This window comes from Allobosea sp. TND4EK4, assembly GCF_900156025.1.
In the GTDB taxonomy this organism is placed as follows: domain Bacteria; phylum Pseudomonadota; class Alphaproteobacteria; order Rhizobiales; family Beijerinckiaceae; genus Allobosea.
Window position 1 is genome coordinate 74,903 of record NZ_FTMO01000011.1, and the last position, 23,682, is coordinate 98,584.

30 protein-coding genes are annotated in these 23,682 nt (G+C 66.3%); 13 read left to right on the top strand and 17 right to left on the bottom strand.

Annotation, left to right across the window (positions count from 1 at the left end):
* Positions 1-22: 22 nt before the first annotated feature.
* Positions 23-1,195, bottom strand: a complete 1,173-nt coding sequence (locus BW981_RS16395; protein WP_076441142.1) for a zinc-dependent alcohol dehydrogenase — start codon at positions 1,193-1,195, stop codon at positions 23-25.
* A gap of 227 nt (positions 1,196-1,422) precedes the next feature.
* Between BW981_RS16395 and BW981_RS16400 the strand changes: the two genes are divergently transcribed.
* On the top strand, positions 1,423-1,647 hold the full coding sequence (locus BW981_RS16400) for a hypothetical protein (RefSeq protein WP_139333804.1): 225 nt from the start codon (positions 1,423-1,425) through the stop codon (positions 1,645-1,647).
* 43 nt (positions 1,648-1,690) lie between these two features.
* Here BW981_RS16400 and BW981_RS16405 read toward each other — a convergent pair whose 3' ends face one another.
* Both BW981_RS16405 and BW981_RS22655 read right to left on the bottom strand, forming a co-directional pair.
* The gene (locus BW981_RS16405) at positions 1,691-1,915 is read right to left on the bottom strand and encodes a hypothetical protein (RefSeq protein WP_076441146.1); all 225 of its coding nucleotides are present in this window, start codon (positions 1,913-1,915) and stop codon (positions 1,691-1,693) included.
* On the bottom strand, positions 1,912-2,166 hold the full coding sequence (locus BW981_RS22655; RefSeq protein ID WP_139333805.1) for a hypothetical protein: 255 nt from the start codon (positions 2,164-2,166) through the stop codon (positions 1,912-1,914). Before BW981_RS22655 ends, BW981_RS16405 begins: the two co-directional genes overlap by 4 nt.
* Positions 2,167-2,313: 147 nt before the next feature.
* Here BW981_RS22655 and BW981_RS16410 point away from each other — a divergent pair, with 147 nt between their 5' ends.
* The gene (locus BW981_RS16410) at positions 2,314-2,823 is read left to right on the top strand and encodes a ferritin-like domain-containing protein (RefSeq protein WP_076441148.1); all 510 of its coding nucleotides are present in this window, start codon (positions 2,314-2,316) and stop codon (positions 2,821-2,823) included.
* Between the two features lie 278 nt (positions 2,824-3,101).
* Here BW981_RS16410 and BW981_RS16415 read toward each other — a convergent pair whose 3' ends face one another.
* On the bottom strand, positions 3,102-3,341 hold the full coding sequence (locus tag BW981_RS16415) for a DUF2171 domain-containing protein (protein ID WP_076441150.1): 240 nt from the start codon (positions 3,339-3,341) through the stop codon (positions 3,102-3,104).
* A gap of 84 nt (positions 3,342-3,425) precedes the next feature.
* Positions 3,426-4,031: a CinA family protein gene (locus BW981_RS16420; protein ID WP_175624151.1), complete on the bottom strand. Its 606-nt coding sequence runs from the start codon at positions 4,029-4,031 to the stop codon at positions 3,426-3,428.
* 83 nt (positions 4,032-4,114) lie between these two features.
* Here BW981_RS16420 and BW981_RS16425 point away from each other — a divergent pair, with 83 nt between their 5' ends.
* From BW981_RS16425 to BW981_RS16435, 3 genes are read left to right on the top strand one after another with little or no spacing between them, the layout of a single operon-like run.
* A complete protein-coding gene (locus BW981_RS16425) occupies positions 4,115-4,441 on the top strand; it encodes a GNAT family N-acetyltransferase (RefSeq protein ID WP_210188681.1) in 327 nt (108 codons plus the stop codon).
* 30 nt (positions 4,442-4,471) lie between these two features.
* Positions 4,472-4,663 (top strand): DUF3008 family protein, encoded by a 192-nt coding sequence (locus tag BW981_RS16430; RefSeq protein ID WP_076441152.1) that lies wholly within the window; start codon positions 4,472-4,474, stop codon positions 4,661-4,663.
* 31 nt (positions 4,664-4,694) lie between these two features.
* Complete coding sequence (locus BW981_RS16435) at positions 4,695-5,552, top strand: SDR family oxidoreductase (RefSeq protein ID WP_076441154.1); 858 nt, start codon at positions 4,695-4,697, stop codon at positions 5,550-5,552.
* Positions 5,553-5,633: 81 nt separating this feature from the next.
* Here the strand turns inward: BW981_RS16435 and BW981_RS16440 are convergent, their stop codons facing one another.
* The 3 genes from BW981_RS16440 to BW981_RS23130 all read right to left on the bottom strand — a co-directional run bounded on the left by BW981_RS16440 (position 5,634) and on the right by BW981_RS23130 (position 7,454).
* Complete coding sequence (locus tag BW981_RS16440) at positions 5,634-6,137, bottom strand: YciE/YciF ferroxidase family protein (RefSeq protein WP_076441156.1); 504 nt, start codon at positions 6,135-6,137, stop codon at positions 5,634-5,636.
* A 94-nt stretch (positions 6,138-6,231) separates the two neighbouring features.
* Positions 6,232-6,957: a Crp/Fnr family transcriptional regulator gene (locus BW981_RS16445; protein WP_076441158.1), complete on the bottom strand. Its 726-nt coding sequence runs from the start codon at positions 6,955-6,957 to the stop codon at positions 6,232-6,234.
* Between the two features lie 83 nt (positions 6,958-7,040).
* Positions 7,041-7,454 carry a Crp/Fnr family transcriptional regulator gene (locus BW981_RS23130; protein WP_175624152.1) on the bottom strand — a complete coding sequence of 138 codons (414 nt, stop codon included), beginning with the start codon at positions 7,452-7,454 and terminating at the stop codon, positions 7,041-7,043.
* A 90-nt stretch (positions 7,455-7,544) separates the two neighbouring features.
* Here BW981_RS23130 and BW981_RS23135 point away from each other — a divergent pair, with 90 nt between their 5' ends.
* The 5 genes from BW981_RS23135 to BW981_RS16470 all read left to right on the top strand — a co-directional run bounded on the left by BW981_RS23135 (position 7,545) and on the right by BW981_RS16470 (position 13,051).
* A complete protein-coding gene (locus BW981_RS23135; protein WP_175624153.1) occupies positions 7,545-8,195 on the top strand; it encodes a hypothetical protein in 651 nt (216 codons plus the stop codon).
* Between the two features lie 317 nt (positions 8,196-8,512).
* Positions 8,513-11,629: an autotransporter outer membrane beta-barrel domain-containing protein gene (locus BW981_RS16455; protein ID WP_076441162.1), complete on the top strand. Its 3,117-nt coding sequence runs from the start codon at positions 8,513-8,515 to the stop codon at positions 11,627-11,629.
* A 77-nt stretch (positions 11,630-11,706) separates the two neighbouring features.
* A complete protein-coding gene (locus tag BW981_RS16460; RefSeq protein WP_175624154.1) occupies positions 11,707-12,216 on the top strand; it encodes an invasion associated locus B family protein in 510 nt (169 codons plus the stop codon).
* Positions 12,217-12,459: 243 nt separating this feature from the next.
* Entirely contained in the window at positions 12,460-12,720 is a 261-nt protein-coding gene (locus BW981_RS16465) for a hypothetical protein (RefSeq protein ID WP_139333806.1), read from the top strand.
* Between the two features lie 130 nt (positions 12,721-12,850).
* Entirely contained in the window at positions 12,851-13,051 is a 201-nt protein-coding gene (locus BW981_RS16470) for a hypothetical protein (RefSeq protein ID WP_076441168.1), read from the top strand.
* An 85-nt stretch (positions 13,052-13,136) separates the two neighbouring features.
* On the opposite strand, the gene BW981_RS16475 is transcribed toward BW981_RS16470, so the two are convergent.
* On the bottom strand, positions 13,137-13,811 hold the full coding sequence (locus BW981_RS16475) for a GntR family transcriptional regulator (RefSeq protein WP_076441170.1): 675 nt from the start codon (positions 13,809-13,811) through the stop codon (positions 13,137-13,139).
* A 187-nt stretch (positions 13,812-13,998) separates the two neighbouring features.
* On the opposite strand from BW981_RS16475, the gene kduI reads away from it, so the two are divergent.
* The 3 genes from kduI to BW981_RS23140 all read left to right on the top strand — a co-directional run bounded on the left by kduI (position 13,999) and on the right by BW981_RS23140 (position 15,884).
* Positions 13,999-14,835 (top strand): 5-dehydro-4-deoxy-D-glucuronate isomerase, encoded by an 837-nt coding sequence (kduI, locus tag BW981_RS16480; RefSeq protein ID WP_076441198.1) that lies wholly within the window; start codon positions 13,999-14,001, stop codon positions 14,833-14,835.
* A complete protein-coding gene (gene kduD / locus BW981_RS16485) occupies positions 14,835-15,605 on the top strand; it encodes a 2-dehydro-3-deoxy-D-gluconate 5-dehydrogenase KduD (RefSeq protein ID WP_076441172.1) in 771 nt (256 codons plus the stop codon). The genes kduI and kduD overlap by 1 nt, the downstream gene beginning before the upstream one ends.
* A 117-nt stretch (positions 15,606-15,722) precedes the next feature.
* Positions 15,723-15,884 carry a cupin domain-containing protein gene (locus BW981_RS23140; RefSeq protein ID WP_175624155.1) on the top strand — a complete coding sequence of 54 codons (162 nt, stop codon included), beginning with the start codon at positions 15,723-15,725 and terminating at the stop codon, positions 15,882-15,884.
* An 85-nt stretch (positions 15,885-15,969) separates the two neighbouring features.
* On the opposite strand, the gene BW981_RS16495 is transcribed toward BW981_RS23140, so the two are convergent.
* The 8 genes from BW981_RS16495 to BW981_RS16530 all read right to left on the bottom strand — a co-directional run bounded on the left by BW981_RS16495 (position 15,970) and on the right by BW981_RS16530 (position 23,565).
* The gene (locus BW981_RS16495) at positions 15,970-16,830 is read right to left on the bottom strand and encodes an alpha/beta hydrolase (protein ID WP_076441174.1); all 861 of its coding nucleotides are present in this window, start codon (positions 16,828-16,830) and stop codon (positions 15,970-15,972) included.
* A gap of 11 nt (positions 16,831-16,841) precedes the next feature.
* Entirely contained in the window at positions 16,842-17,543 is a 702-nt protein-coding gene (locus tag BW981_RS16500; RefSeq protein WP_076441176.1) for an ABC transporter ATP-binding protein, read from the bottom strand.
* The gene (locus BW981_RS16505; RefSeq protein ID WP_244560353.1) at positions 17,537-18,310 is read right to left on the bottom strand and encodes an ABC transporter ATP-binding protein; all 774 of its coding nucleotides are present in this window, start codon (positions 18,308-18,310) and stop codon (positions 17,537-17,539) included. Before BW981_RS16505 ends, BW981_RS16500 begins: the two co-directional genes overlap by 7 nt.
* The gene (locus tag BW981_RS16510) at positions 18,303-19,274 is read right to left on the bottom strand and encodes a branched-chain amino acid ABC transporter permease (RefSeq protein ID WP_076441178.1); all 972 of its coding nucleotides are present in this window, start codon (positions 19,272-19,274) and stop codon (positions 18,303-18,305) included. Before BW981_RS16510 ends, BW981_RS16505 begins: the two co-directional genes overlap by 8 nt.
* 4 nt (positions 19,275-19,278) lie before the next feature.
* Positions 19,279-20,193, bottom strand: coding sequence for a branched-chain amino acid ABC transporter permease (locus BW981_RS16515; protein WP_175624156.1), 915 nt, complete (start codon positions 20,191-20,193; stop codon positions 19,279-19,281).
* 73 nt (positions 20,194-20,266) lie between these two features.
* Entirely contained in the window at positions 20,267-21,448 is a 1,182-nt protein-coding gene (locus BW981_RS16520; protein ID WP_348521412.1) for an ABC transporter substrate-binding protein, read from the bottom strand.
* Between the two features lie 70 nt (positions 21,449-21,518).
* The gene (locus BW981_RS16525; RefSeq protein ID WP_076441205.1) at positions 21,519-22,430 is read right to left on the bottom strand and encodes a fumarylacetoacetate hydrolase family protein; all 912 of its coding nucleotides are present in this window, start codon (positions 22,428-22,430) and stop codon (positions 21,519-21,521) included.
* Positions 22,431-22,440: 10 nt separating this feature from the next.
* Positions 22,441-23,565, bottom strand: coding sequence for a cupin domain-containing protein (locus BW981_RS16530; RefSeq protein ID WP_076441207.1), 1,125 nt, complete (start codon positions 23,563-23,565; stop codon positions 22,441-22,443).
* Positions 23,566-23,682: the final 117 nt, after the last annotated feature.

Consider the following 23,682-nt stretch of genomic DNA (forward strand, 5'->3'; position numbering starts at 1 on the left):
AACACGCCATCGGCACTGGCCCTCACGGGTTCATCACGACCTTGATGCAGCCGTCTTCCTTGTCGCGGAACTTGCGGTAGAGCTCGGGCCCGTCCTCGAGGCTCGCCCTGTGCGTGATGACGAAGGAAGGGTCGATGTCGCCGCTCAGGATCTTCTCCAGCAACGGGCCGAGATAGCGGTGCGTGTGCGTCTGCCCCGTCTTCAGGGTCAGGCCCTTGTTCATGAAGGCGCCCATCGGCACCTTGTCGAGGAAGCCGAAATAGACGCCCGGCATCGAAATCGTCCCGCCCTTTCGGCAGCACATGATCGCCTCGCGCAGGACGTGCGGCCGGTCGGTACCGAGGTAGAGGCTGGCCTTCACCTTGTCGACGACGGCGTCGAGCGTCGCTGTGGCATGCGACTCGGCCCCGACAGCGTCGATGCAGCGGTCCGGCCCGCGCCCCGCGGTCATTTCCATCAGCCGGTCGTACACTTTCACATCGTCAAAATTGATGGTCTCGGCCCGCCCGATCCCGGCGGCCAGCGCAAGCCGTTCCGGCACGTTGTCGATGGCGATGACGCGCCCGGCTCCGAGCATCCAGGCCGACTGGATGGCGAACTGGCCGACAGGCCCGCAGCCCCAGACCGCGACCGTATCGCCCGGCTCGATCTCGGCATTCTCGGCAGCCATGTAGCCGGTCGGGAAGATGTCGGAGAGAAAGAGGACCTGCTCGTCGGGAATGCCGTCCGGGATCTTGATATGACCGACATCGGCATAGGGCACCCGTAGATATTCCGCCTGCCCGCCCGCGAAACCGCCGAGCATATGCGAATAGCCGAACAGCCCGGATGGCGACTGGCCCATCAGCTTGCGGGCCTCCTCGGCTTTCGGGTTCGAGCGGTCGCACAGCGAGAACATCTGCTTCTGGCAGAAGAAGCACTCGCCGCAGGCGATGTTGAACGGGACCACGATGCGGTCCCCGACCTTGAGCTTGCTGACGCCGCTGCCGACCTCGACGACCTCGCCCATGGTCTCGTGGCCGACGATGTCACCCGCCTCCATGGTGGGCGTATAGCCGTCATAGATGTGCAGGTCGGAACCGCAGATCGCGCAGGAGGTGACCTTGATCACGACGTCGCGCGCATCCTCGATCTGTGGGTCAGGGACCGTTTCGCAACGGATGTCGCTCTTGCCGTGCCAGCGCAGTGCTTTCATCGAACGGGCCCTTGTATCGTCGCTCAGGCGATGCCGGAAAATGTCGGGACTAACCGGGCGGCTTCCGCTGCTGTTCTGCCGCCGGCCTCGAAGGTGCGCAGCCGTACATTCCCGCTCCGACGGGCCGGCAGGGCCGTTCTCCCCACGAACGGAAGCAAATGGAGCGGACAATGAACGGTCGGGACTGGGCCCTGAAACTGAATGCCCGCTATCCGGACGAGGACTGGATGGCCGAACTGGCGCGGCGCGCCGATGAGCCGCGCGACAAAGTCGAATGGCATCTGCAGGAGGAGATGGAGCCGCCGGCCCATATCGGACGCGCCGCGCGCGAGATGGAGCAAGCGTCGGAGGGGCCGCTCTCGAAATCGCCTATGCCGGAGGGGGATCTCAATGTCGACGATCTGCCTTTCTCAGGCGTTCCCCAATTCCTCGGCAAGCTTCAAAAGGACTGAAGGGGCCGGCGCCGGCGGCGTCCTGAGCCGCCGAGCACGAATGTCAGCCTGACTTCGATCCCTCGGGGTCGCGGTCACGGCCGTGACCGCTGCCGACCGTGGCGTCGCCGTCGCCCGAAAGCACCACCGGGTTGGCACTGTCCAGACCTCCAGCATTCGGCTTGCCGCCCTTCGGCGCATATTGTCCCTGCGCGTCGCGCTGCGCGGGGGTGCCCGACCGGGCATCCTCCCGGAGCTTGCGGTCAGCGTCGTTGCTCTTCTCGGTCATGGCGCCGGCCTCTCGTGTTCGGTTCGGTCCTCTCGGCCGTCGCCATGCTTGCCGGCAGCCGGGCCGCCGTGGTCGGCCGGGTCATAGGGCGGGTTGGGCCCGGTCGGATTCGGCGAACGCGGGTTGGGCCCGGGCCGGCGCTCCGCCTCTTCGCCCGGCTGACCGGGGCGGCGGGGCGTGTCGATCTCGCGCGGCGCGTCGCTGTTGCCGGCAAGAGGCGCGTCAGCGGCAGTACTGATGTGGTGTGACATGGGTCCTCCTGAGGGAGCGAACGGATCGGGGCCGGCCCGGTTCCGTCGCCGCCTCGATCGCGGCCCGTTCTTCACTGTACGCTCCCGCACCGCGCCGAACGCACGCCGCGATGTCTCGTTGCTCCGCCATCAGACAAGGAGGACAAGATGGCCACAGCCGAAGAACGCTACATGGAATGGCTTCGAGACGCCCATGCGATGGAACAGCAGGCCGAGACCATGCTCTCGTCCATGGCAGGCCGGATCCAGAACTATCCGGATGTTCGCGCCAAGATCGAGATGCATCTCGATCAGACCCGCTCCCAGGCCGCGCAGATCGAGCGCTGCATCGAGCGCCGCGGCGGCGACACCTCGACGTTGAAGGACATCGCCGGGAAGGTCATGGCCTTCGGGCAGGGCGTCGGCGGGATGATGATGGGCGACGAGATCATCAAGGGTGCCATGGCCAGCTATGCTTTTGAGCAGCCGGAGGTCGCCACCTACCGGGTCCTGATCGCGGCAGCGGACAAGCTCGGCGATACCGAGACGAGCACGACCTGCGCCAACATCCTCCGCGAGGAGGAGGAGATGGCGCGCTGGCTCCTGGAGAACCTCGGCAATTTGACGGAGCGTTATCTAGAACGCGAGGAAACGCCGGAGCTGGAAGCGCAGACCTGAGGCTGTCGCCGCCCCGAGAAAAGGCACAGAACCGGCGCCGAGGCCAAGACGGCGTGCTGCGGTTTAGGACACAAGAAGAGCCGTCCAAGATAGCCAAGCAGCCGAGGAGGTATCCTCCCCGGCTGCTTGGCATGCCCTCGACATGCCGCCGTGGTGGCTGCCGGTCGGCGTCCGGGGGACGATGGGCGATGCACCCGCGCCGGTCCTTGCGCCTCAAGCTTTGAGGCGCGCGTAGCGACCGACAGAGCGGCTTGGCGCTGTCCTGGTCATTGCCCTGGTCAGTCGCTTTCGGCCGACCACCTCTCCTTCGCCTCCGCCGCGGGCAGCAGCAGCTTGACCCGGTTGCCGTCGACAGCGACGACGAAGGCGAGGTCGAGAAAGTGCCGGCTGCCTTCCGTAGCCGGATCTCCGTCCCTGATGCGAAGCAGTTGGCCGACGATGGCCTCGACGGTCCCGATGGGACGCTCGTCCGAGCCGACGACCTGAAGTCCTTCACGAATCTGCTCGACGAACATCATGCTCGAGATTCCCTCTGTTGCGGCGGAGATATGGGTGACAACAAGCGCTTGCCGCTTCCGTTCCGTCGGCGCCGGAACGACCCCTTACCTGCCGGCCTGGGCCGCATGGGCCAGGGTATCTCTCGCGCGCCTCTCGCCGAGACGGGCGAGGGCGAACAGCAGGGCAGCCTGCACCGCCAAATGTGTAAGAGCCTTGGCAGCGAGTGCACCGAACTCGCAATGAAGCGCGTAAGTCCCCTGGGGCGTCGCCAGCCCCGTGAAGACGCGGCCGATCGGATTGCCATCCTCATCCGGCTCGGAGCCGGTGACACCCGTCACCGCGATCGCGCAATCGGCGCCGCTGCGCTCGAGGGCGCCGCGCGCCATCGCCTTGGCGACGTCCGGATCGATTGCGCCTGCTGCGCCGAAAAGGTCGGGCGAGACGCCCAGCAAGCGCGTTTTGGCATCCTTGGTATAGGTCACGAAGCCGCCGACCAGCACCGAGGCCGAGCCAGCAGGGCGCGAGAGCATGTGGGCGATCAGCCCGGCCGTGCAGGACTCCGCCGTGGCGAGCCGGATGCGCTTCTCCAGGGCGAAGCCGACCAGGCGCTCCGCCAGCGCATCGGCGTCATCGAAATGGGCGCCCTCGAAGCGGGTGGCCCCACCCAGGCCGGGCAGCGCCTGATCAGCGGGCAAGATGGACTGGGTCATGAGGGGCCTTCCTGGGATCGTTCGGCTGCGGCTCTGCATCGCCGGACATGGAACCGCGAGGGGCCCCGTCTGGTTCTGCTGTCATGCCGAGCTTCGAAGACATGCCGCCGGTTCCGTCGGCCGAGCGACTCCGGGACGATCCCGCCTCCAATCGTTTCGTCCTGGAAACGGATGGTGGCGAGGCTTTCGCCGTCTATCGCCGCATCGACGGCCGCTTGGTGATCTCGCACACCGAGGTGCCGGCAGCCCTGCGCGGCCGGGGCATCGGTTCGCGCCTGGCGAAAGCCGTCTTCGATCATGCGCGCAGCCGGGGCGAGCGGATCGTGCCGGCGTGCTCCTTCATCGCGGACTGGGCTCATCGCCATCCCGACGAAGAAGCCGTCCTGGCCGGCCGGCCCACCCCGCCCTGACGAACAGCAGTCCACCGGAAGGAGACCGCCATGCCTGCCAAATCCGCCGCTCAGCAGAAGGCCGCCGGCGCAGCTCTCGCCGCCAAGCGCGGCGATATGAAGAAGACCGAGCTCAAGGGCGCCTCCAAATCGATGGAGAAGTCGATGAGCGAGCGCGAGCTCGATGACATGGCTTCGACCAAGCGCAAGGGCAAGCCGGAGCACAAGACCAAGAGCTCGTGACGCCATCCGACCGTCAGCCAAGGAGAAATCGATGACCGCCCATGCCAAGCCGCCCTTCGCGGAACAGCAGCAGCCGATGCCGGGTCTGACCGGCGCCATGACGCCCCGGCCCGATCACGGCGAAAACAGCTATGCCGGCTCCGGCCGCCTGAAGGGCAGACGTGCTGTCATCACCGGCGGAGACAGCGGCATCGGCCGCGCCGTCGCCATCGCCTTTGCACGTGAGGGCGCCGATGTGCTGATCTCCTACCTGAACGAGGATGAGGACGCGCGGGACACCGCCGGCTGGGTCGAGAAGGCTGGGCAGAAGGTCGTGCTCGTCCCCGGCGATATCCAGCATTCCGAGCATTGCCGTCGCATCGTCGACAAGGCGGTATCGGAACTGGGCGGCATCGACATCCTCGTCAACAACGCCGCGCATCAAGCGACGTTCAAGGACATCGCGGATATCTCCGACGAGGAGTGGCAGCTCACTTTCGCGGTGAACATCCATGCGATGTTCTACCTCACCAAGGCCGCGGTGCCGCATATGCCGGCGGGATCGAGCATTATCAACACGGCCTCGATCAATTCCGACAAGCCCAACCCGAGCCTGCTCGCCTATGCGACGACCAAGGGTGCGATCCAGAATTTTACGGCCGGGCTGGCGCAGTTGCTCGCCGAGAAAGGCATCCGCGCCAATGCTGTGGCGCCCGGCCCGATCTGGACCCCGCTCATCCCCTCGACCATGACGGGCGACAGCGTCACCGAGTTCGGCAAGCAGGTGCCGATGAAGCGGCCGGGCCAACCGGCCGAGCTGGCGACAGCTTATGTCATGCTGGCCGATCCGCTCTCGAGCTATGTCTCCGGCGCCACGATTGCGGTCACCGGCGGTCAGCCGATCATCTGAGACGCAGGCGCAGTATCCACGCGACCAAAACCCGCCGGAGCGATCCGGCGGGTTGCCTGCGTGGTGCCTTTGGGTGTCAGTTCAGGCGGCCTTGCGATTGATGCCGCCAGTGGCGAGTTTGGTGAGCTTCTCGTCCGTCGCGGCTTCCTCGTCGAGGTTCTGCTTCAGGAGCGCGGCGCAATCGTCACGGCCGAGCTGCTTCGCCCAGGCGACGAGGGTGCCATAACGGGTGATCTCGTAATGCTCCACGGCCTGGGCTGCCGCGATCAGAGCGGCATCCAGAACCTGCTTGTCGGCCACCTCGCCGGCGATGTCGTTTGCCTCCTCGATGATGCCGTCGATCGCGGGGCAGGTGACACCCTTCTCCTCGACCCCGTGGAGCTTGAAGACCTGCTGCAGCCGGCCGATCTGGCCCTCGGTCTCACGCAGATGCATCTCGAAGCCCTGCTTGAGCTGCGGGCTCGTCGCCTTGGCGATCATGTCCGGCAGGGCCTTCTTGATCTGGTGCTCAGCATAATAGATGTCGCGCAGCGTATGGACGAAGAGATCGTCCATCGTGGCGATGTCCTTGGAAAACCAACCCATTTGAAATCTCCGTTCGATGAGGTCCGCCCCCAGCGCTCGGTGATGAAACGGATCGGGCCGGGGCTTGTTCCGGCCTGGCAGGGGCCTCCAGTTGTCAGCGAAACCTCTGCACGAGATTGAGATAGGTTCCGTCGAACTCGGCGAGCGCCAGCAGTCCATCCCAGCTCTGGATCGCCACGTCGAAACCGTTCCAGCTGACGAGGCCGGTCGCCCTTAGCTCCTGAATCGTCCGGTTCATGTGCACCGGCGAAAGGCCGAGCGCATCTGCCAGTTCGACCTGCGTAATCGCTAACGAGAAGCGATAGCCCCAGGCCAGGTCGACGAGGTGGAGCCGAAGATAGATCTCGCAGAGCAGGTGAGCGAGATGGGTCAATGCCGGGCTGCGCCCGAGGCAGGCGATCCAGGCCCGTTGGATCGCGGCATCGACCGCCGTCAGCATCCACAGCGCCCGTCCAAGCGCCGGCGACTGCCCAATAACCCGCGTGATCTCGGTGTGAGGCACAAACACAGCCGTGCAATCCGTCAGGGCCGTCACGCCGTGATCGATCTCCTTGAGGACAAAGCCGTGCAGGTCAACGAAGTCGCCCGCGAAATGCAGCGCGCTGAGCTGCCGTTTACCCTCGCGGCTGACGGTTTCGCGGGCGGCGATGCCATCGACCAGCAGGCAGGATTCCGTGAGGGTGGACCGGCTCATGATGATGGGTGCGCCTCGTCGGTAGGCGCGTTCATGTCGCCGCATCGAAAGCAGCAGTGTTTCCTGCTCGGGCGTCAGCACGGCGCGAGCCCCCAGCGATTTGAGCAGTGGGCCGAGCCTGTCCATCAAGTCACCCCGGAAGCGGAGTGCAAGCTAGGCGCTAAGCCAACAGCATAAGCAAACCCAATGTTAATGGAGGCCGACTGCCGTCATGGAGAAACGCCTTGCGCGAGGCAGGCTGCTTCTGCTCGGGGTGTCGCTCCCGCCGAGCGTGCCCCGGGATGCGGCGGGCTTTCGGCGCCGGTTTGCCCGAACGCCATGAGGCCGACGGGATCCAGGACTTCGATCCGCCCGCGCTTCGAGCGGATGAGGCGCTCGCCTTCCAGCACATGCAGAGCCACAGTCACGCCCGAGCGGCGGACCCCCAGAGCCCGTGAGAGCTCATGATGCGTCACCGAGATGAAGCCGCTGCCGACCACCGCCTGGCAGCGGGCGATCCAGCGGGCGACGCGCCGCTCCAGGGTCAGCGCCACCGTTTCGGCCGCCTCGTCGAGGAAATGTGCGGTCGCCTTGAGCGCATAGACGGCAAGACGTTCCTTCAGCTTCTCGTCGGAGGCCATCATCTGGGCGAGGGGTTTGATCCCGACACAGATGAAGGAGCCCTGCCTGAAAACCTCGGCCCGGAGGGTCGGGAAGGTTGCCGTGAAAAGGCCATGCAGTCCAATGACATCGCCACGACCGGCAAATCCGACTTGAAAGCGCGCGTCTTCCCGCTCGAGAACGATCGTGGCGACGCCATCGACCGGAAAGTAGACCATATCGCCGAGCTGCAGCTCGGCGCCTGCGCGCAGGCTGACGCGTCGCGCTATGGGAGCCAGTCTCTCGGCAAGTTCGTCTCGTTGCACACCCCCCCGGGCTTCGCAATTCACAGAGCGCCTCCTTTGGGATGGCACCATCATGATGCACTGGTCGAGACCGACATTAACATGCGTTATGGGAATGCAGAAAAAGGCCGCCTGATTTCGCCTGGGCAGACGAGCGAAACCGGCGCGATCAGATGTAGTCGAAGAAATCTGGAAAAGATTTTGCTGCCACCGCGGCGTCCAAATTCAGAGGTGAGGCCGCTTGTTTCTGTAAGAATCGCCGCAGATAGTCTCTCTGAAGGCCGTTTCTATTTGGCCGGGGCGAATATTTTCGTGCAAGATCATTCGCCGTCTCCGCCGATTGGGTGTTGCCCAAAAATCCACGCAGGAGTGCTTGGCCTTGTCTTTCGATTGCGCGGGAGCGTTTGTCCCGAGACGCCGCGCACCGACCGCTTGGAAGCGATAATTTGTCGGCTAACTCATCTCGCCGATGCGCCGTAGTCGGCAAGCATCTTGTTGTCGCATGACCCCGCAGAGGGCTTGGATTCAGGGCCCGATCGCGACCTGCCGGTACACCGCAAGGTTGAGCCGGATTCCCCCACGTCAGCATCTGTTGCGCCGCTGCCACGCTTCACGTTTTGCGTGCAGAGACTCTTCCGCGAGCATACCACACCATGTTTCTGTGGTTCTGCGCGGAATGATTCGCGTCGGGGCAGATCATGTCGAGTCAATTAAAGTATTTAAAGGGTGCAATCGCGGGCGGAAGCGTGTTCGTTTGCGCGACTATCGCCGCGGCCCATACTGATTCACTCGGATTCTTGGTCAATCCCGGGAGTGGTGCGGGACTTTATACCGCGCAAATCTTCTACGGGAGCTGGCATTCGAGCGGGCTTTCTGCGGCGGAGGGCGCGCTCGATCTGAGTTCCGGCGGGAATCTGGTCGGAACCCAGACCTTCACCCTGTTTTCGTTTGGTCAGCCCGACGGCACGCTGCCGGCTGGCCTCGTTGCCGGACAGAACTATTTCGTGCCCGATGGCAATGGCGGTCTCACCGGCACCATTGCAGGGCATTCGATCTACGCTTTCCAGTCCGTCACGTTTACGGACCTTGCCGCCGGGACCTACACCTTCGGCTACAATGCCGGCTCGTCCTTCACGGCGAACTGGCAGCCTTCCGACCCGGCCATCAATTCCGGCACGTTCACGATCGATGCCAACGGCCAGTTGGGCGTCGGCGGGACGACGCCTGCCGTTCCCGACATCGACACTGCCCAAGCCTCCTATACGACCGACAATCTCACGGCCGGCACTGTGACGAACACCTTCGACGGCGGGACGCTCAGGGTGACTGCCGGGACAGGCTCGGTTTCGAGCGATTTCGTCGTCGGAGCCGCCAATGGCACGATCGACAGCAACGGACAGAACGTCACTTTCTCCGGAAATCTCTCCGGCCCTGGCGCGTTGACCAAGGCCGGCGCGGGAACCGTCGTGCTCAGCGGCACCAACACCCAGAACGGGCTGGCCATCGCTGCCGGAACGGTGCAGGTGTCGAACGACGCCAATCTCGGCGCCGGCGGCGTTTCGATCGGGAATGCGACGCTTGCGGCCGGCGGTTCTTTCACCTCGGCCAAGTCGATTGTCCTCGGCAGCGGCTCCTCGGCCATCGACACGGGCGCCAACACCGTCATTCTCAACGGCACGGTTTCGGGTTCCGGCACGCTCAACAAGCAGGGCACCGGCATCCTCGTCCTCACCGGTCACAACAGCCAGAACGGCATCAATATCGCCGGCGGCACGCTCGCGATCACGTCCGATGCCGCGTTGGGCGCCGCCAGCGGCCTGGTGCGCATCAACGAGAGCACCACTTTCCGCACTCTCGGCGCTTTCGATATCGCCCACAGCTTCTTCATCAACAATACGCGACAGGCCTCGATCGACACCGACGGCCATGACGTCTCGATCAGCGGCGACATCACCGGCGCGGGCATTGTCCAGAAGACAGGCGCCGGCACGCTGACCCTGTCGGGTTCGAACAGCCAGGTGCTGATCGAGGTGAAGGGCGGCTCCGTCAACGTCGCGTCGCAGGCGGCGATCGGCAGCCAGGGCGGCCAGATCCTCCTGCAGGACAATGGCAGCTTCAACACCATGCGCGACATGACCGTCTCGCAGAATGTCTACGTCGCCGGCTCCAATACGGCCTTCAACACCGGGTCCAGCAGCGTGGTTCTGACCGGTGCGGTCAGCGGGTCGGGCTGCTTCATCAAGTCCGGGTCGGGCCGGCTCGACATGCGCGCTGCGAGCTCGAGTGCCGGCGGGGCCTGCGTCAACGAGGGCACGCTCGCGCTGAACACGAGCTTCACCGGTGACGTCAACGTCGCCGGTTCCGGCACGCTCGGTGGCAACGGCGCGGTCTTTGGCAACGCCGTGATTTCGGGCTCGCTGTCGCCCGGCAACTCGCCTGGCCAACTCGTCTTCGGCGGCAGCGTCACGCAGACGGCGAACAGCCGCATCGAGCTCGATATCGACGGCCGCGCCGTCGGCGCCGGGGCTGGCTATTTCGATACTGTCCTGCTCACCGGCGCGGGCAGCGTCTATACGGCCGACGGTACGATCGCACCGCGCCTGCGCGGCATCACGGGAGCGGCCACCAACAGCTTCAACCCGGTTATCGGGGACCGCTTCGCCGTCGTTACCGCCGAGGGCGGTGTCACGGGCGCTTTCCGTGCCATCGAGCAGCCCATCGACGGCATGCCGGAGAACAGCAGGTTCGACGTGATCTACTCGTCCAACCAGGTTGTCCTGGCGTTGACGCCCAACAGCTATGGCCGCCTTCTGACCGGCAGCGGCCTTCTCAACGGCGTGGCTGCGGCTTCGGCCCTCGATACGGTGAGGCCGGGGGCGGCATCGCTCGCCCTCGACGCGCGCGGCCGATTCTTCAATGCCCTCGCAGGTCTGAACCGGCAGGGGCTCGCCAACGCGTTCCAGCAGATCGGCGGCGAGGTCCACAACGACACGCTCGATGCGGTGCTGATGGGCAATCGCACCACGCGCGACGCTATCGGTCGCCGCCTGCGCGGCGCGGACGACAAGGACGAGGCTGGCAAGGGTCTGACGGCGGCGACGCGGTTCTGGGGCGAGACATACGGCTCCTTCGGCCATGTCGGTCATGATGCCCGGGCGCTGGGCTATGGCTACAAGATCGGCTCCTTCATTCTCGGCCTCGACCGGGAGATCGGTGCGAATGCTCTGGTCGGTGGCGCTTTCGCGGTGACCGCTTCGCGGACCGACGCCAACGCGCTGGGGCAGGGCGACGCCGTCAGCTACCAGGGCTACGGCTATGGCCGCTTCGCCTTCGGGCGCAGCTTCCTGAACGTGATCGCCGGGGCGGGCGTCGACAGCTACGACATTCAGCGCCGCGTCGACCTCTTCAACGGTGCCAACCTTCTCAAGTCGAACGGTCGCGGCTTCAGCGTCTCGGCCGATGTCGAGGCCGGTCATGGCTTCAGGCTCGGCACGACATCGATCGATGCCATCGCCGGCGTGGCGTGGGATTATGTCGGGCGCTCCGGCCTCACCGAAAGCGGTTCCGATCTGGTCGCGCTGACCTATGGCGGCGAAAGCCGCAACGCCGTCCAGGGGCGGGTCGGGCTGCGTATCAAGGACAGCTTCGTGCTGAACGGGCTGCAGATCCGTCCCTATGCGGAGGCTTACCTGACGCAGGAATTGGCGGATGCCCGCACGGACATGCGGCCCGGCCTGCACGGCGTGAGTTTCCCGACCTCGTCGGCTACGGCCGGTCGCACCGGCGCCAGGCTCGGCACCGGCATTGCGGTGAAGCTGTCGCGCAATGCCGATCTCTTCGTGGACTACCGCGCCAATCTCAGCGCCCACGCGACGCAACAGTCGATGAAGGCCGGCTTCAGCGTGAAATGGTGAGGCGGCTCAGGAGGCAGCTTCCGCGCCGCGCCGCGCTGCTGTCATGGCTCCCGTGCGGAGGCTTCGGCCTCCTCGCGATGCTCGCTGTCCAGGCGGCCTCGGCGCAGGGGGCGGGCGGCGAGGTGTCGACGACGAGCTCCAGCTATGGAGACTGGCTGCTGCGCTGCGAGAGTCGCCGGGTCGAAACCCGAACCGTGAAGGCGTGCGAGGTCTCGGCGCAGGCCACGGTCAAGGGCGAGAACGGCGCCAGCGGTACCGCAGCGATCCTGGCGTTCGGTCGCCACCCGGACAAGGCCGGCTGGCAGATCGCCTTTCAGTTGCCGATCATTGTCTGGCTGCCGACGGGAGCCAAGCTCGGCATCGGCGACGGCCCTCCGCTCCTCGAGGCCTCCTTCTTCGCCTGCCGGCCGACACTGTGCTCGGCCGCGGCGACCGTGACCGAGAGCGTCTTCGCGCCGCTGCTTGCCGCGACGTCCGATCTGGCGATCACCTATCGGGCGCAGACGCAGCAGGTCGTGAAGGTCACCCTGTCGGCCAAAGGTCTCCCCGAAGCATTGGCGGCGCTGGAAAAGGACATGAAGAACTGAGGCTGGCCGGCGCGAGGCGGTCGATCACGCCGCTTCGGAAAGGCGCCCCGCAACGGGGGGCATGCAAGGCACGGCTCGATGATCCGGCGCAGCATCGACGCCGACTGCACGAATTTCGGCCACGACTAGCAAATGACAGCGACAGGCGGGCTGCGTCTGCCATGATAGCTGGGCGTTGTCTCCATCGCCATGTGGAATGACAACTGGCGGCGCGTCTTGACGCTGCCCAGGCGGAGAGCCGTCATGCGTACTGGAAAAGGGTTTCTGATCATCGGGGACGGGCGCAAGCTGCCTCTCGAATACCGGTTCGGCAACAGCTTCGGCGATGTCCGCTCCGGCCATCTGCATCTGGATACGTCAAGGCTCGATCCGGCCGCCTATACCGGCCCGTTGCGCATGAGATGCGATGACGGCGCCGATATCGAGCTGCTCGTCGTGCAATATAGCGACCGTCATCTGACCATCACCGGCCGTCTGGTGTCGGATGGTCCAGACGCCAGATAGATGATCGCGATCGCGCCCGACTGCGCGCGCGAGGGGGATGAGGCTGCGGGACCCGGTCTCCGACCTTCCACATCCTTCAGGAACTATCTCGCTCCTCTCCGGGTTACATAATTTCGCCTGGAGAAGACGCATGGCCCAGACTCTCACCGTATGCCCGTCCAACGGCGAATGGGCCGTCCGCGACGTCACCGGCTCGCTGTACGGGAAGTCGCCCCTCATTGGCGAGGCTCTGGAAACGGCGGATCGAATGGCGGCGCGGCTTGGCGCCGTCGTGAAGCTGTCCGCCGAAGCCAGCGAACATCTCGCACGCCGCCGCATTCCGGGGCAGTGAACGGTTCCCCGAGCTTTGCCTGTCGATCTACCATCGTAAGAGAAACGCCGGGCGGCGTCGGGCCCTGCCTCTGGCCGCCGGTCGGTCACTCGAACAGATCAGGATAGCGCGCTTCCGTCTTCGGAAGCGCGCGGAGGATTTCGGTGAGGTGGTGGCGCATCGCAAGCGCCGCCTGCGCCGCGTCCCGCGCATCGATCGCCGCCATGATGCTCCGGTGCTGCTCCACCAGGGTCAGCATCACTGAGGCGCCCGGCAGGGTAAGCTGGCAGATCCGGTCCATATGCGCTTTGATATCCCGGATGGCCTCCCAGGCGAGGGGCATGCCGACGCCTTCGGTCAGCTCCACATGGAAGAGCTCGTCATAGCGCTGGAAGGAGCCGTGATCGTCCCGGCTGGCGGCCTTCTCCTGCATGTCGAGCAGGTCGTCGATCCGTTGGCGGCTCTGTGCGGCGAAGGACTGGCAGGCCTGCCGGACGATCGCAACCTCGACCGCCTCGCGCACGAAGCGGGCCTCCATCATCTTGCGGACCGAGAACTTGACCACGACCGTGCCGCGCTGAGGCTGGACATCGACCAGCCGAGTCCGGGCCAGCCCGATCAGCGCCTCGCGGACCGGCTGTCGCGACACCCCGTATTTCAGCGCGATCTCCTGTTCCGACAGGCGCGTGCCCGGCGGCAGTTCGAGCGCGACGATCGCCCGCCGCAATTCGGCTTCGACACGGCCGGCCGCCGAAGCACCCGTGGCGGGGGCAGGTGACATCAACGAAAGGCTCAAGCCGAAAACCTCCAAGCCCGTTGTGTACCATACCGCAACATACTACCATACAATCGCTGCCGCAACAAACCATGGGCGCAGGCAGGAGCGTATGTCGGCGCGCCAGCGACAAGTCGGGAAACGGCGCGGCTTGCCGCTCCGGCTGCGCGCCGGTTCCACTGAAGGACTGACCATGACCATCGAGATTCGCCAGGTTTCGCATCCCGAGGCCGCCAAGCGCTTCGACACCGCGGAACTGCGCCGTCATTTTCTGATCGAGACGCTGTTCGTCCCCGGCCAAGTCACGCTGACCTACAGCCATCTCGACCGCGTCGTCGTCGGCGGCGCCATGCCGGCATCCGCGCCCATCGTCCTGCCGGCACCCAAGGCGGTGGGCACCGACGCCTTCCTGAAGCGGCGCGAACTGGGCATCGTCAATGTCGGAGGGGCGGGCAAGGTATCGGTCGGCGGCAGGGACTACGCGCTGGCCAAGCGCGACGCGCTCTATGTCGGCAAGGAAGCGGGCGAGGTCTCGTTCGCCAGCGAGGATGCCTCGAACCCCGCCAAGTTCTACCTGCTCTCGACGCCCGCCCATGCCGTCCATCCGACGAAGCTGATCCGTGAGGCCGACGCCAGGACGCTGGCACTCGGCGAGCAGGCGACGGCCAACAAGCGCACGATCCGCCAGTACATCATCCCCGGCGTCTGCGAGACCTGCCAGCTCGTGATGGGCGTCACCACGCTGGACGAGGGCAGCATCTGGAACACCATGCCCTCGCATACCCATGACCGGCGCTGCGAAATCTATCTCTATTTCGACGTGCCGGCCGACGCCCGCGTCTTCCACCTCATGGGCGAGCCGCAGGAGACACGCCATCTCGTTGTCGCCAACGAGCAGGCGATCCTCTCGCCGGGCTGGTCGATCCATTCCGGCGCCGGCACCAAGGCCTATTCCTTCATCTGGGGCATGGGCGGCGACAATGTCGACTACACCGACATGGACATGGTCGCGACGGGGGACCTGCGCTGATGCCGGCGCTGTTCGACCTCACCGGGCGCACGGCCATCGTCACCGGCGCCAATACGGGGCTCGGCCAGGCGATCGCGCTGGCGCTGGCGCAGGCCGGCGCGGGGATCGTCGCGGTCGGCCGCTCCAGCATGGCGCGGACGAAGGCGCTGGTTGTCGCGACGGGCAGGCCTTTCCATGAGATCGCGGCCGATCTCGCGACGCTGGAGCCCATCGGCCGGATCGTCGAGGAGGCCGATGCGGCCGCCAAGGCCGACGGGTCGCGGCTCGATATCCTCGTCAACAATGCCGGCATCATCCGCCGTGCCGACGCGCTCGACTTCACCGAGGCCGACTGGGACGCGGTCATGGACGTCAACCTGAAGTCGACGTTCTTCCTGACGCAAGGCGTGGCGAAGCGCATGCTCGCGGACGGCAAGGGCGGCAAGGTGATCAACATCGCCTCGCTGCTCTCCTTCCAGGGCGGGATCCGTATCCCCTCCTATACCGCCTCGAAGAGCGGGCTCGCCGGCCTGACGCGGCTGCTCGCCTGCGAATGGGCGGCCAAGGGCATCAACGTCAACGCCATCGCGCCGGGCTATTTCGTGACCAACAACACGCAGGCCCTGCGGGCCGACCCGGTCCGCAACGAGGCGATCCTCGCCCGCATTCCAGCCGGGCACTGGGGCGACCCGCAGGAGATCGGCGGCGCTGCGGTCTTCCTGGCCTCCGACGCCTCGGCCTACATTCACGGCGTGGTTCTGCCCGTCGATGGGGGCTGGCTGGCGCGCTGAGAAGGAACAGGCATGGATCGCAAGGAACCAGCCCTTCGCGCATGATCCGGACCTTGCCTGGGAGTCAGCCGGGGAGGGCGTGACCCGCCAAATCCTGATCGACTGCGGCGACGTCAGATGGTGCGGGTGCGCTTCGAGGCGGGCGCGGTCGGCCCGGCGCACAGCCAGCGCTCCATGGTGGAAGGCGGCGTCTTCGACATCGCCATTTCGGGGCGTACCGAGCGCCTTTTCGCCCGCGACAGCGTCACCAAGCCGCCCGACGCGATCCATGCGCGGTGAATGACGAAGCCGGCGTTCCCGTCGATGTCTTCACGCCGATGCACCGGGATTTCGTGGCCCTCCCCGGCGCGGGGTGACCGCTTCGCTACCGGACAGCGGCCGCCATGGCTTGGGCGAGACGGCTCTCGGACTCCCCGAGACTGAGCGCAATGTCGAAATGATTGTGGTGCGGCATGTCGATGCGCTCGCCGGCGTGTCCGGCCTCTGTCCAGGCCCGCAGATAATCCTCGGTCTGGCGCTTGAACTCGCTGGTTTCAAGGCCGCCGACCGACGCGACGAGCCGCACCTGGCTCTGCGCCGGGATGAGCCGGATCGGGCTGTTGCGCGCGATCATCGCGTCGTCGAGGCCGAGCCAGCCATTCACCTGCGTGTGCTGCAGAGGCTCCAGTTCGTGAAGGCCGGAGAGATCGAGTGCTGCCGTGATCGCGTCCTCCCGCAGCCCGAGGCCCGCCTGCCAGCCACCGGCCAGCAGCATGGCCGTGAGGTGCCCCCCTGCGGAGGAGCCGCCGACGGCGAGCGCTCCGAAGCCGTAGCGCGCCCGTTCGCGGTCGAGAAAGGCGATGGCGGCGCGCGTCTGGCGGACGATCTCGTCGAGCGTGACCTTCGGCGCCAGCGTGTAGTTCATGGCGGCGACGGCGAAGCCCTGAGCCTTCAGGCCGGGCACGACGAAGGCATTGTCGTCCTTCGAGGTGGCGCGCCAATAGCCGCCATGGATCCACAGGAACAGAGGGGCGCCGGGCTCGGCCGGGTAGATGTCGAGCGCCTCGCCGCTGGCCTCGTCGTAGACGAGATCGGCGAGGCGGCGATGCTCGGCGCGGGCGCGCTCGCTGCCGGCGACGTAGCGGGCATATTCGGCGTCGAAAGAGGGCACGCTGCCGCGCGCATCGTATTCGCGCTCCAGCGTGGCGCGGTCCATGCCGCGATAGAGAACCGGCTGTGCGTCCATGATGCGCTCCGTCAGAGTCCGAGATAGCGCCGGGCGAGCTCGGGTGAGGCGTCGAGCTCGCCCGGCGTCCCCGACCAGACGACCCGGCCCTTTTCGACGATGTGATGGCGGTCGACCAGGGCGGCCATCTCGCCGAGGTTCTTGTCGATGACGACGATGGTCTGCCCGGCCTGCTTCAGCTCATGCAGGCAGCGCCAGATCTCGGCGCGGATCAGCGGCGCGAGCCCCTCGGTCGCCTCGTCCAGCACCAGCAGCCGCGGATTGGTCATCAGCGCGCGGCCCACCGCCAGCATCTGCTGCTCGCCGCCCGAGAGCGTGCGGGCCGATTGGCGCCGGCGTTCGCCGAGGCGCGGAAACAGCGTGACGACGCGCTCCAGTGTCCAGGCACCGGCCCCGCCGCTGCCGGCGCGGGCGGTGGCGACGAGATTCTCCTCGACCGTCAGCGAGGGGAAGATGCGCCGCCCTTCCGGAACGAGACCGAGGCCGAGGCGGGCGATCGCATGCGGCGCGAGGCCGGACAGCGAGCGCCCGTCGAAATCGATCCGCCCGCCGGTCGGCCGGTTGAGCCCCATGATGGCCCGCACCGTCGTGGTCTTGCCCATGCCGTTGCGGCCGATCAGCGAAACGACCTCGCCGGCGCGCGCCGTCATCGACAGGCCGAAGAGCACGCGGCTGCGGCCATAGCCGGCCTCGACAGCTTCGAGCGTCAGCATGGCTGCGCATCCCCCAGATAGGCGGCGCGAACCTCGGGATGATCCCGCACCGCGTCGACGCCGCCGGTGAAGACGACCCGTCCATAGACCAGGACGCTGATTCGGTCGGCCAGCGCGAAGACGGCGTCCATGTCGTGCTCCACCAGCAGGATCCCGTAGCGGCCCTTCAGGCCGAGCAGCAGCCGCGTCAGCGCTGCCGATTCCTCCGGCCCCATGCCGGCCATCGGCTCGTCGAGCAGCAGCAGGCGCGGCTCGCGCGCCAGCGCCACCGCGATTTCGAGCTGGCGCCGCTCGCCATGCGCAAGCGAGGAGACCGGCCGCTCGCCGCGGCCGGCGAGGCCGACCTGCTCCAGCCAGCTTTCCGCCAGCGCCATGCTGGCGCGGTTCCGGCGGGGGTTGAAGACCATGTCGAACGAACCGCCATGGCGTGCCTCGATCGAGAGCAGCACGTTCTCGATGGCGGTGAAGTCGTTGCAGAGCTGGGTGATCTGGAAGGTTCGCCCGAGGCCGAGCCTCGCCCGGGCGGGCGCGGGGAGCCTCGTCACGTCGCGCCCCTCGAACAGGATGCGCCCGGCGCTGGGCCTGATCTCGCCGCAGATCTGGGTGATCAGGGTGGATTTTCCGGCGCCGTTGGGGCCGATCAAAGCGTGCAACTCTCCCGGCATGACGTCGAGCGAGACATCGTCCGTCGCGACCAGCGCGCCGAAGGATTTGCGCAGCTGGACGATGGACAGGATCGGGGTCGCGGCCGGTGTCGTCTCAGTCACGGCGGCCTCCGAACACACGTCCGGCGATGCCGCGCTGGCCGAACAGGGCGATCAGGGTCAGGATCGGCCCCATCACGATCATCCAGTGCTCCGTCCAGATCGACAGGAGTTGCTCCAGCGCGATGAAGACGGCCGTCCCGGCGATCGGCCCCAGCAGCGTGCCGAGGCCGCCGAGCACGACGATGGCCATGAACTCACCGGACTTGCTCCAGGCCGCCATGTCCGGCGTGACGAAGCGGGCATAGTTGGCCCAGAGCACGCCGGCGAGCCCCGTGCCCACTGCCGAGATGACGAAGGCGGCGAGCCGGAAGGGGAAGGGCCGGATGCCGAGATTGACGGCGCGCCGCTCGCTCTGCCGCAGCGCCTGCAGGATGAGGCCGAAGCGCGAGTTCACGATGAAGCTGCACAGCACCGTCCAGATCACCAGCAGGGCGAGGCAGAGATAGTAGAACGTCGTCGGTTTGGAGATGTCGATGAAGGGCAGCATGTTGCGCCGCTCCAGCATCAGCCCGTCGTCGCCGCCATAGCTCTGCAGCGAGACGAGCACGAAGAACACCATCTGCGCGAAGGCGAGCGTGATCATGATGAACTGGACGCCGCTGGTGCGCAGCGCCAGCCCGCCGACCAGCACCGCGAGCAGGGCGCAGGCGGCCAGCGCCAGCGGCCAGACCAGGAGGGCGGCGTTGCTGCCGGACCGTCCCAGGAGCGGCTCGCCGCCGAAGGTATGGTAGGCGACGATGCCGACGACATAGCCGCCGAGGCCGAAGAACATGGCATGGCCGAAGCTGACCATCGCGCCGTAGCCGATGATCAGGTCGAGGCTGACCGCGGCGATGGCGTAGATCAGAATGCGGTTGGCGAGGCCGAGAAGGGCAGGCGAGGCGCCGGCTTCCGCCAGCAGAGGCACGGCCAGAAAGAGGGCGAGGCCGAGCGCGATCGCGGCCTGTCGGAGCGTCAAAGGCATCGGCTCAGCTCCGCGCCGGCAGAAGGCCGAGCGGCCGCACCAGCAGCACCAGCGCCATCAGCACATAGATGCTGGCCGAGACCAGGCCGGCGCCCAGCGTATCGGCGACGGAGGGCGGCAGCGAGAGCTGGAGCAGCTGCGGGATATAGGCCCGGCCGAGGCTGTCGACCATGCCGACCAGGAGCGCCCCGACCAGCGCACCGCGCACCGATCCGACCCCGCCAATGACGATGACGACGAAGGTGGTGATCAGGACTCGCTCGCCCATGCCGATCTCGATGGCGAGAAGCGGCGCGGCCATCACGCCGGCCAGCCCGCAGAGCACGCCGCCGAGGCCGAAGACCAGGGTATAGAGGCGCCGGATATCGATGCCGAGGGCGGAGACCATCTCGCGGTCGTCGGCGCCGGCGCGCACCAGCATGCCGACGCGGCTGTGGTTGACGAGCAGCCACAGCCCCAGGGCCACGAGCGCGCCCATGCCTATGAAGGCGAGGCGGATGACGGGATATTCCAGACCCGGCAGGACGGGTACCGAGCCCTGGAGGAAGGGGGGAATATCCATCAGCGGCGGCCGGCGGCCGAAGATCAGGCTCACCGCCTCATTGGTGAAGAGGATGAGACCCAGCGTCGCCAGCACCTGGTAGAGATGATCGCGCCGATAGAGCCATTGCACCACGGCCAGCTCCACCGCGACCGCATAGAGCCCGGCACCCGCCAGGGCCGCGAGCGCCCCCAGCAGGAAGGAGCCGGTCTGCAGCACCACGAAGGCGGCGCAATACGCCCCGACCATGTAGAAGCAGCCATGGGTCAGGTTGATGACGCCCATGATGCCGAAGATCAGCGTCAGGCCCGAGGCCAGCATGAACAGCATGGCGCCGTATTGCAGCCCGTTGAGAAGCTGCTCGATCAGGAGGATCATCGCGAAGCCGCCATCAGGTGGGGAAGGGCGCCGCCGGCCCGGCCGGCGGCGCGAAGCGTTGTCGAGCCGCCGATCAGTCCATCTTGCAGCGCGCGGCGTAGGCGTCGCCGTAATCCTGCGCGACCTTCTCCACGATCGTCTGGACGATCTCGCCCGAGCCGTTCTTGGCGAATTTCGTCAGGTAGTAGTCCTGGATCGGATGCTGGTTGGGACCGAAGGAGAACTTGCCCCGCACCGCGGTGAACTGGGCCTTGCGCAGGGCGGCGCGGAACTCCGCCTCCTTGCCGATGTCGCCGCCGACGGCCTTCAGAGCACTGCCGATCAGGTTGGCGGTGTCGTAGGCCTGCTGGGCATACATCGTCGGGGTCCGCGAATAGGCCTTGCGGAAGGCCTCGACGAAGGCCTTCGAGGCCGGATTGTCGAGTTCGGTGGTCCACATCGCCGAAGCGTAGATGCCGTCGGCAGCCTCGCCGGTCGCGCCGATCATGCGCGCATCCATCGAGAAGCTCGGGATCAGCATCGGCACCGTCTTGGTGAGTCCGGAATTCGCATATTGCTTGGCGAAGTTGATGCCGGCTCCGCCGGGGTGGAACTGGTAGATCGCATCCGGCTGGGCCGAGCGCACCCGCGCCAGCTCGACGGAGAAGTCGGTCTGGTCGAGCTTGGTGTAGATCTCGCCGGCGATCTCGCCCTTGAAGGTGCGCTTGAAGCCTTCCAGCGCGTCGCGGCCGGCCTGATAGTTCGGCGCCAGCAGCATGACCTTCTTGTAGCCGAGCCGGTTGGCGGAGAGGCCCGCCGCCTCGTGGAACGCGTCGTTCTGATAGGAGGCGACGAAGTAATTCTTGTTGCACTTCTCGCCGGCGAAGACCGAAGGGCCGGGGTTGAGGCTGACATAGAAGCCGCCCGATTCCAGCACGCCCGGCACGACGGCGGCGAGCACGTTCGAGAAATTCACGCCGGTGAAGAGCTTCACGCCCGACTGCGCCATGCGGTCGGCGGCCTGCTTGGCGTTGGCCGGCTTCAGGCTGTCATCCTCGATCTCGAGCTTGACGGGCGCGTCGCCGAGCTTGCCGTCCTTCATCGCGAGCTGGAAGCCGTCGCGGATGTCCTCGCCGATATAGCCCGCCGGCGTCGACAGCGTGGTGATGAAGCCGATGCGGACAGGCTTGCCGTCCTGTGCGAAGGCCGGCCCGGCGAGGGCCGTGGCGAGGATGGTGCCGACAGCGAGCCGGCGCGTGATCGGAAGCGTCATCATCGGTGAAGTCCCCTTTTTCTGGTTGGTCCGGAGCGGCGGAGGCCGCTCCCTTGTTGAAGGCGGCGGCGGCTCAGACAGCCACGACCGGGTGGCGGATGGTGCCGATGCGCGCGACGCCGGCCTCCACCACATCGCCCGGCCACATCCATTCCTGCGGCGTGCGGCCGGCGCCGACGCCGTCCGGCGTGCCGGAAGCGATGATGTCACCCGGCTCCAGCGTCATCGCGGCGCTGATGTCGGAGATCAGCGTCGGGATCTTGAACAGCATGTGCTTCGTGTTCGAGCTCTGCTTGGTCTGCCCATTGACCGTCAGCCAGAGATCGAGCGTGTGCGGGTCGCCGATCTCGTCGGCGGTGACGATGCAGGGGCCGAAGGGAGCGAAGGTGTCCTGCCCCTTCGAGTAGATCCACTGGCCGGCCCGGCGGTTGTCGCGCGCGCTGACGTCGATCATCACGCTGTAGCCGAAGACATGCGAGAGCGCGTCTTCCTCGCTGACCCGCTTGGCGGTGCGTCCGATGATGACCGCAAGCTCCACCTCCCAGTCGAGCTGCTGGGTGATCTTGGCATTGTGCTCGATCGCATCGCCCGGCCCGATCACGCTGGTCGGAGGCTTGGAGAAGATCACGGGCTGCTTCGGCAACTCCTTTGACGTGTCGAGCGTGCGCGCCGATTCCGCGACATGCTCGACATAGTTCAGGCCGATGCCGAAGATGTTCTTGCGGGGGCGGGGGATCGGCGCAAGCAGCTTGACGTTGCTCGCGGGCAGGGCGGCGCCGACCGGCCAGCGGCCGCGATGGGCATCCAGCGCGTCGCGCAGCGCGTCGAGCGCGGCGGGTCCGAGATCGATGAAGCCGAGCATCGTTGCGGGCAGGGCATGGCCGGCCTTGGCCCCCAGCCGTTCCACATCGATGACGAGATCGGCTTCGAGCACGCCGAGGCGGGCCGCAGCGTCGACGACGCTGCGATAGGTGACGAGACGCATGGTCGTTTCCTCAGGCTGCGAGCGGCTGCTGCCCGCCATTGTCCCCGAAAGCCTCTTCGCGATAGAGGCCGAGCGAATTCATCACCGGCATGTCGTTGAAACAGAACAGCACGGCATCCTCGCTGCCCGAGGCGTTGGCGTGCTCGTGCCAGGCCCAGGACGGCACGCAGAAGATGTCGCGCTCCTGCCAGTCGAAGCGCTTGCCGTTGATGATCGAGTAGCCTTTGCCCTTGGCCGCCTGGTAGATGAAGCTGCCCGTGTGGCGGTGGGCCTTGGTCTTCTCGCCCGGGCGCAGCATCTGCATCGAGGCGCCGATCGTCTGCATCACGGGCCCGCCCGTGACCGGGTTGACGTAGTTCATCAGCACGCCGTCGAAGGCGGAGCCGTCGGTCACCTTGGCGTAGCGCTGCAGCGACTCGTAGGTCGGCGCCCATTCGTATTTCAGCAGCGGCGAATAGGGCTTGTCCCAGTCCTTGCCATGCGGCCGCAGACCCGGATTGCCCCAGCTGCCGGTCGCATCGTCGACGGGATAGCCGACCGCCTGCTGCAGATCCTCATGGACCGCGTAGAAATTCGCTTCCAGCGTGTTGACGAGCGGGATGTCGAGCCCGTCCTGCCAGAGGCAGGGCGTACCATCGGCCGAGACGCCATGCTCGTGCCAGGTGCCGTTGGGCGTGAGCACGAAGTCGTTGGCGCCCAGCGTCATCTTGTGGCCGTCGACGATGGTGTAGGCGCCCGAGCCTTCCATGATGAAGCGCAGCGCCGAGGCGGAGTGCGCATGGGCCGAGGCGACCTCGCCGGGATTCATCACCTGCAGCCCTGAATAGAGCCAGCCGACCGCGGCGGACACGTCCTGCCGCCCGGGATTGTTGAGATAGATCACGCGGCGACCGGCCTTTTCGGGCGTCACCAGCTGAACCGAGCGCAGCACATGCTCGCGCAGATCCTTGTAGCGCCACAGCACCGGCACGGATTTCGACTTGGGCTGCCAGGGCTCGATCTTGTTGGCGACGGTCCAGAGCGCGCCGGCCTCCAGCTTATCGAGCTCGTCGTAATAGGCCAGCAGCTCCGGCGTATCCTCGACATTCGCGCGACCGGCGACGTCCTCGCGGTGGTTCTCTCTCGGATTGGACATGACAGCCTCCATTCGGATCACGGCCCGATTTATATCTCACAACATATTTTCGAAAGAAAGATGTTTTTGCGTCAAGGGGTGCCGTCGTGTAAGGCGGGTGGAGCGACAGGAGGGAGA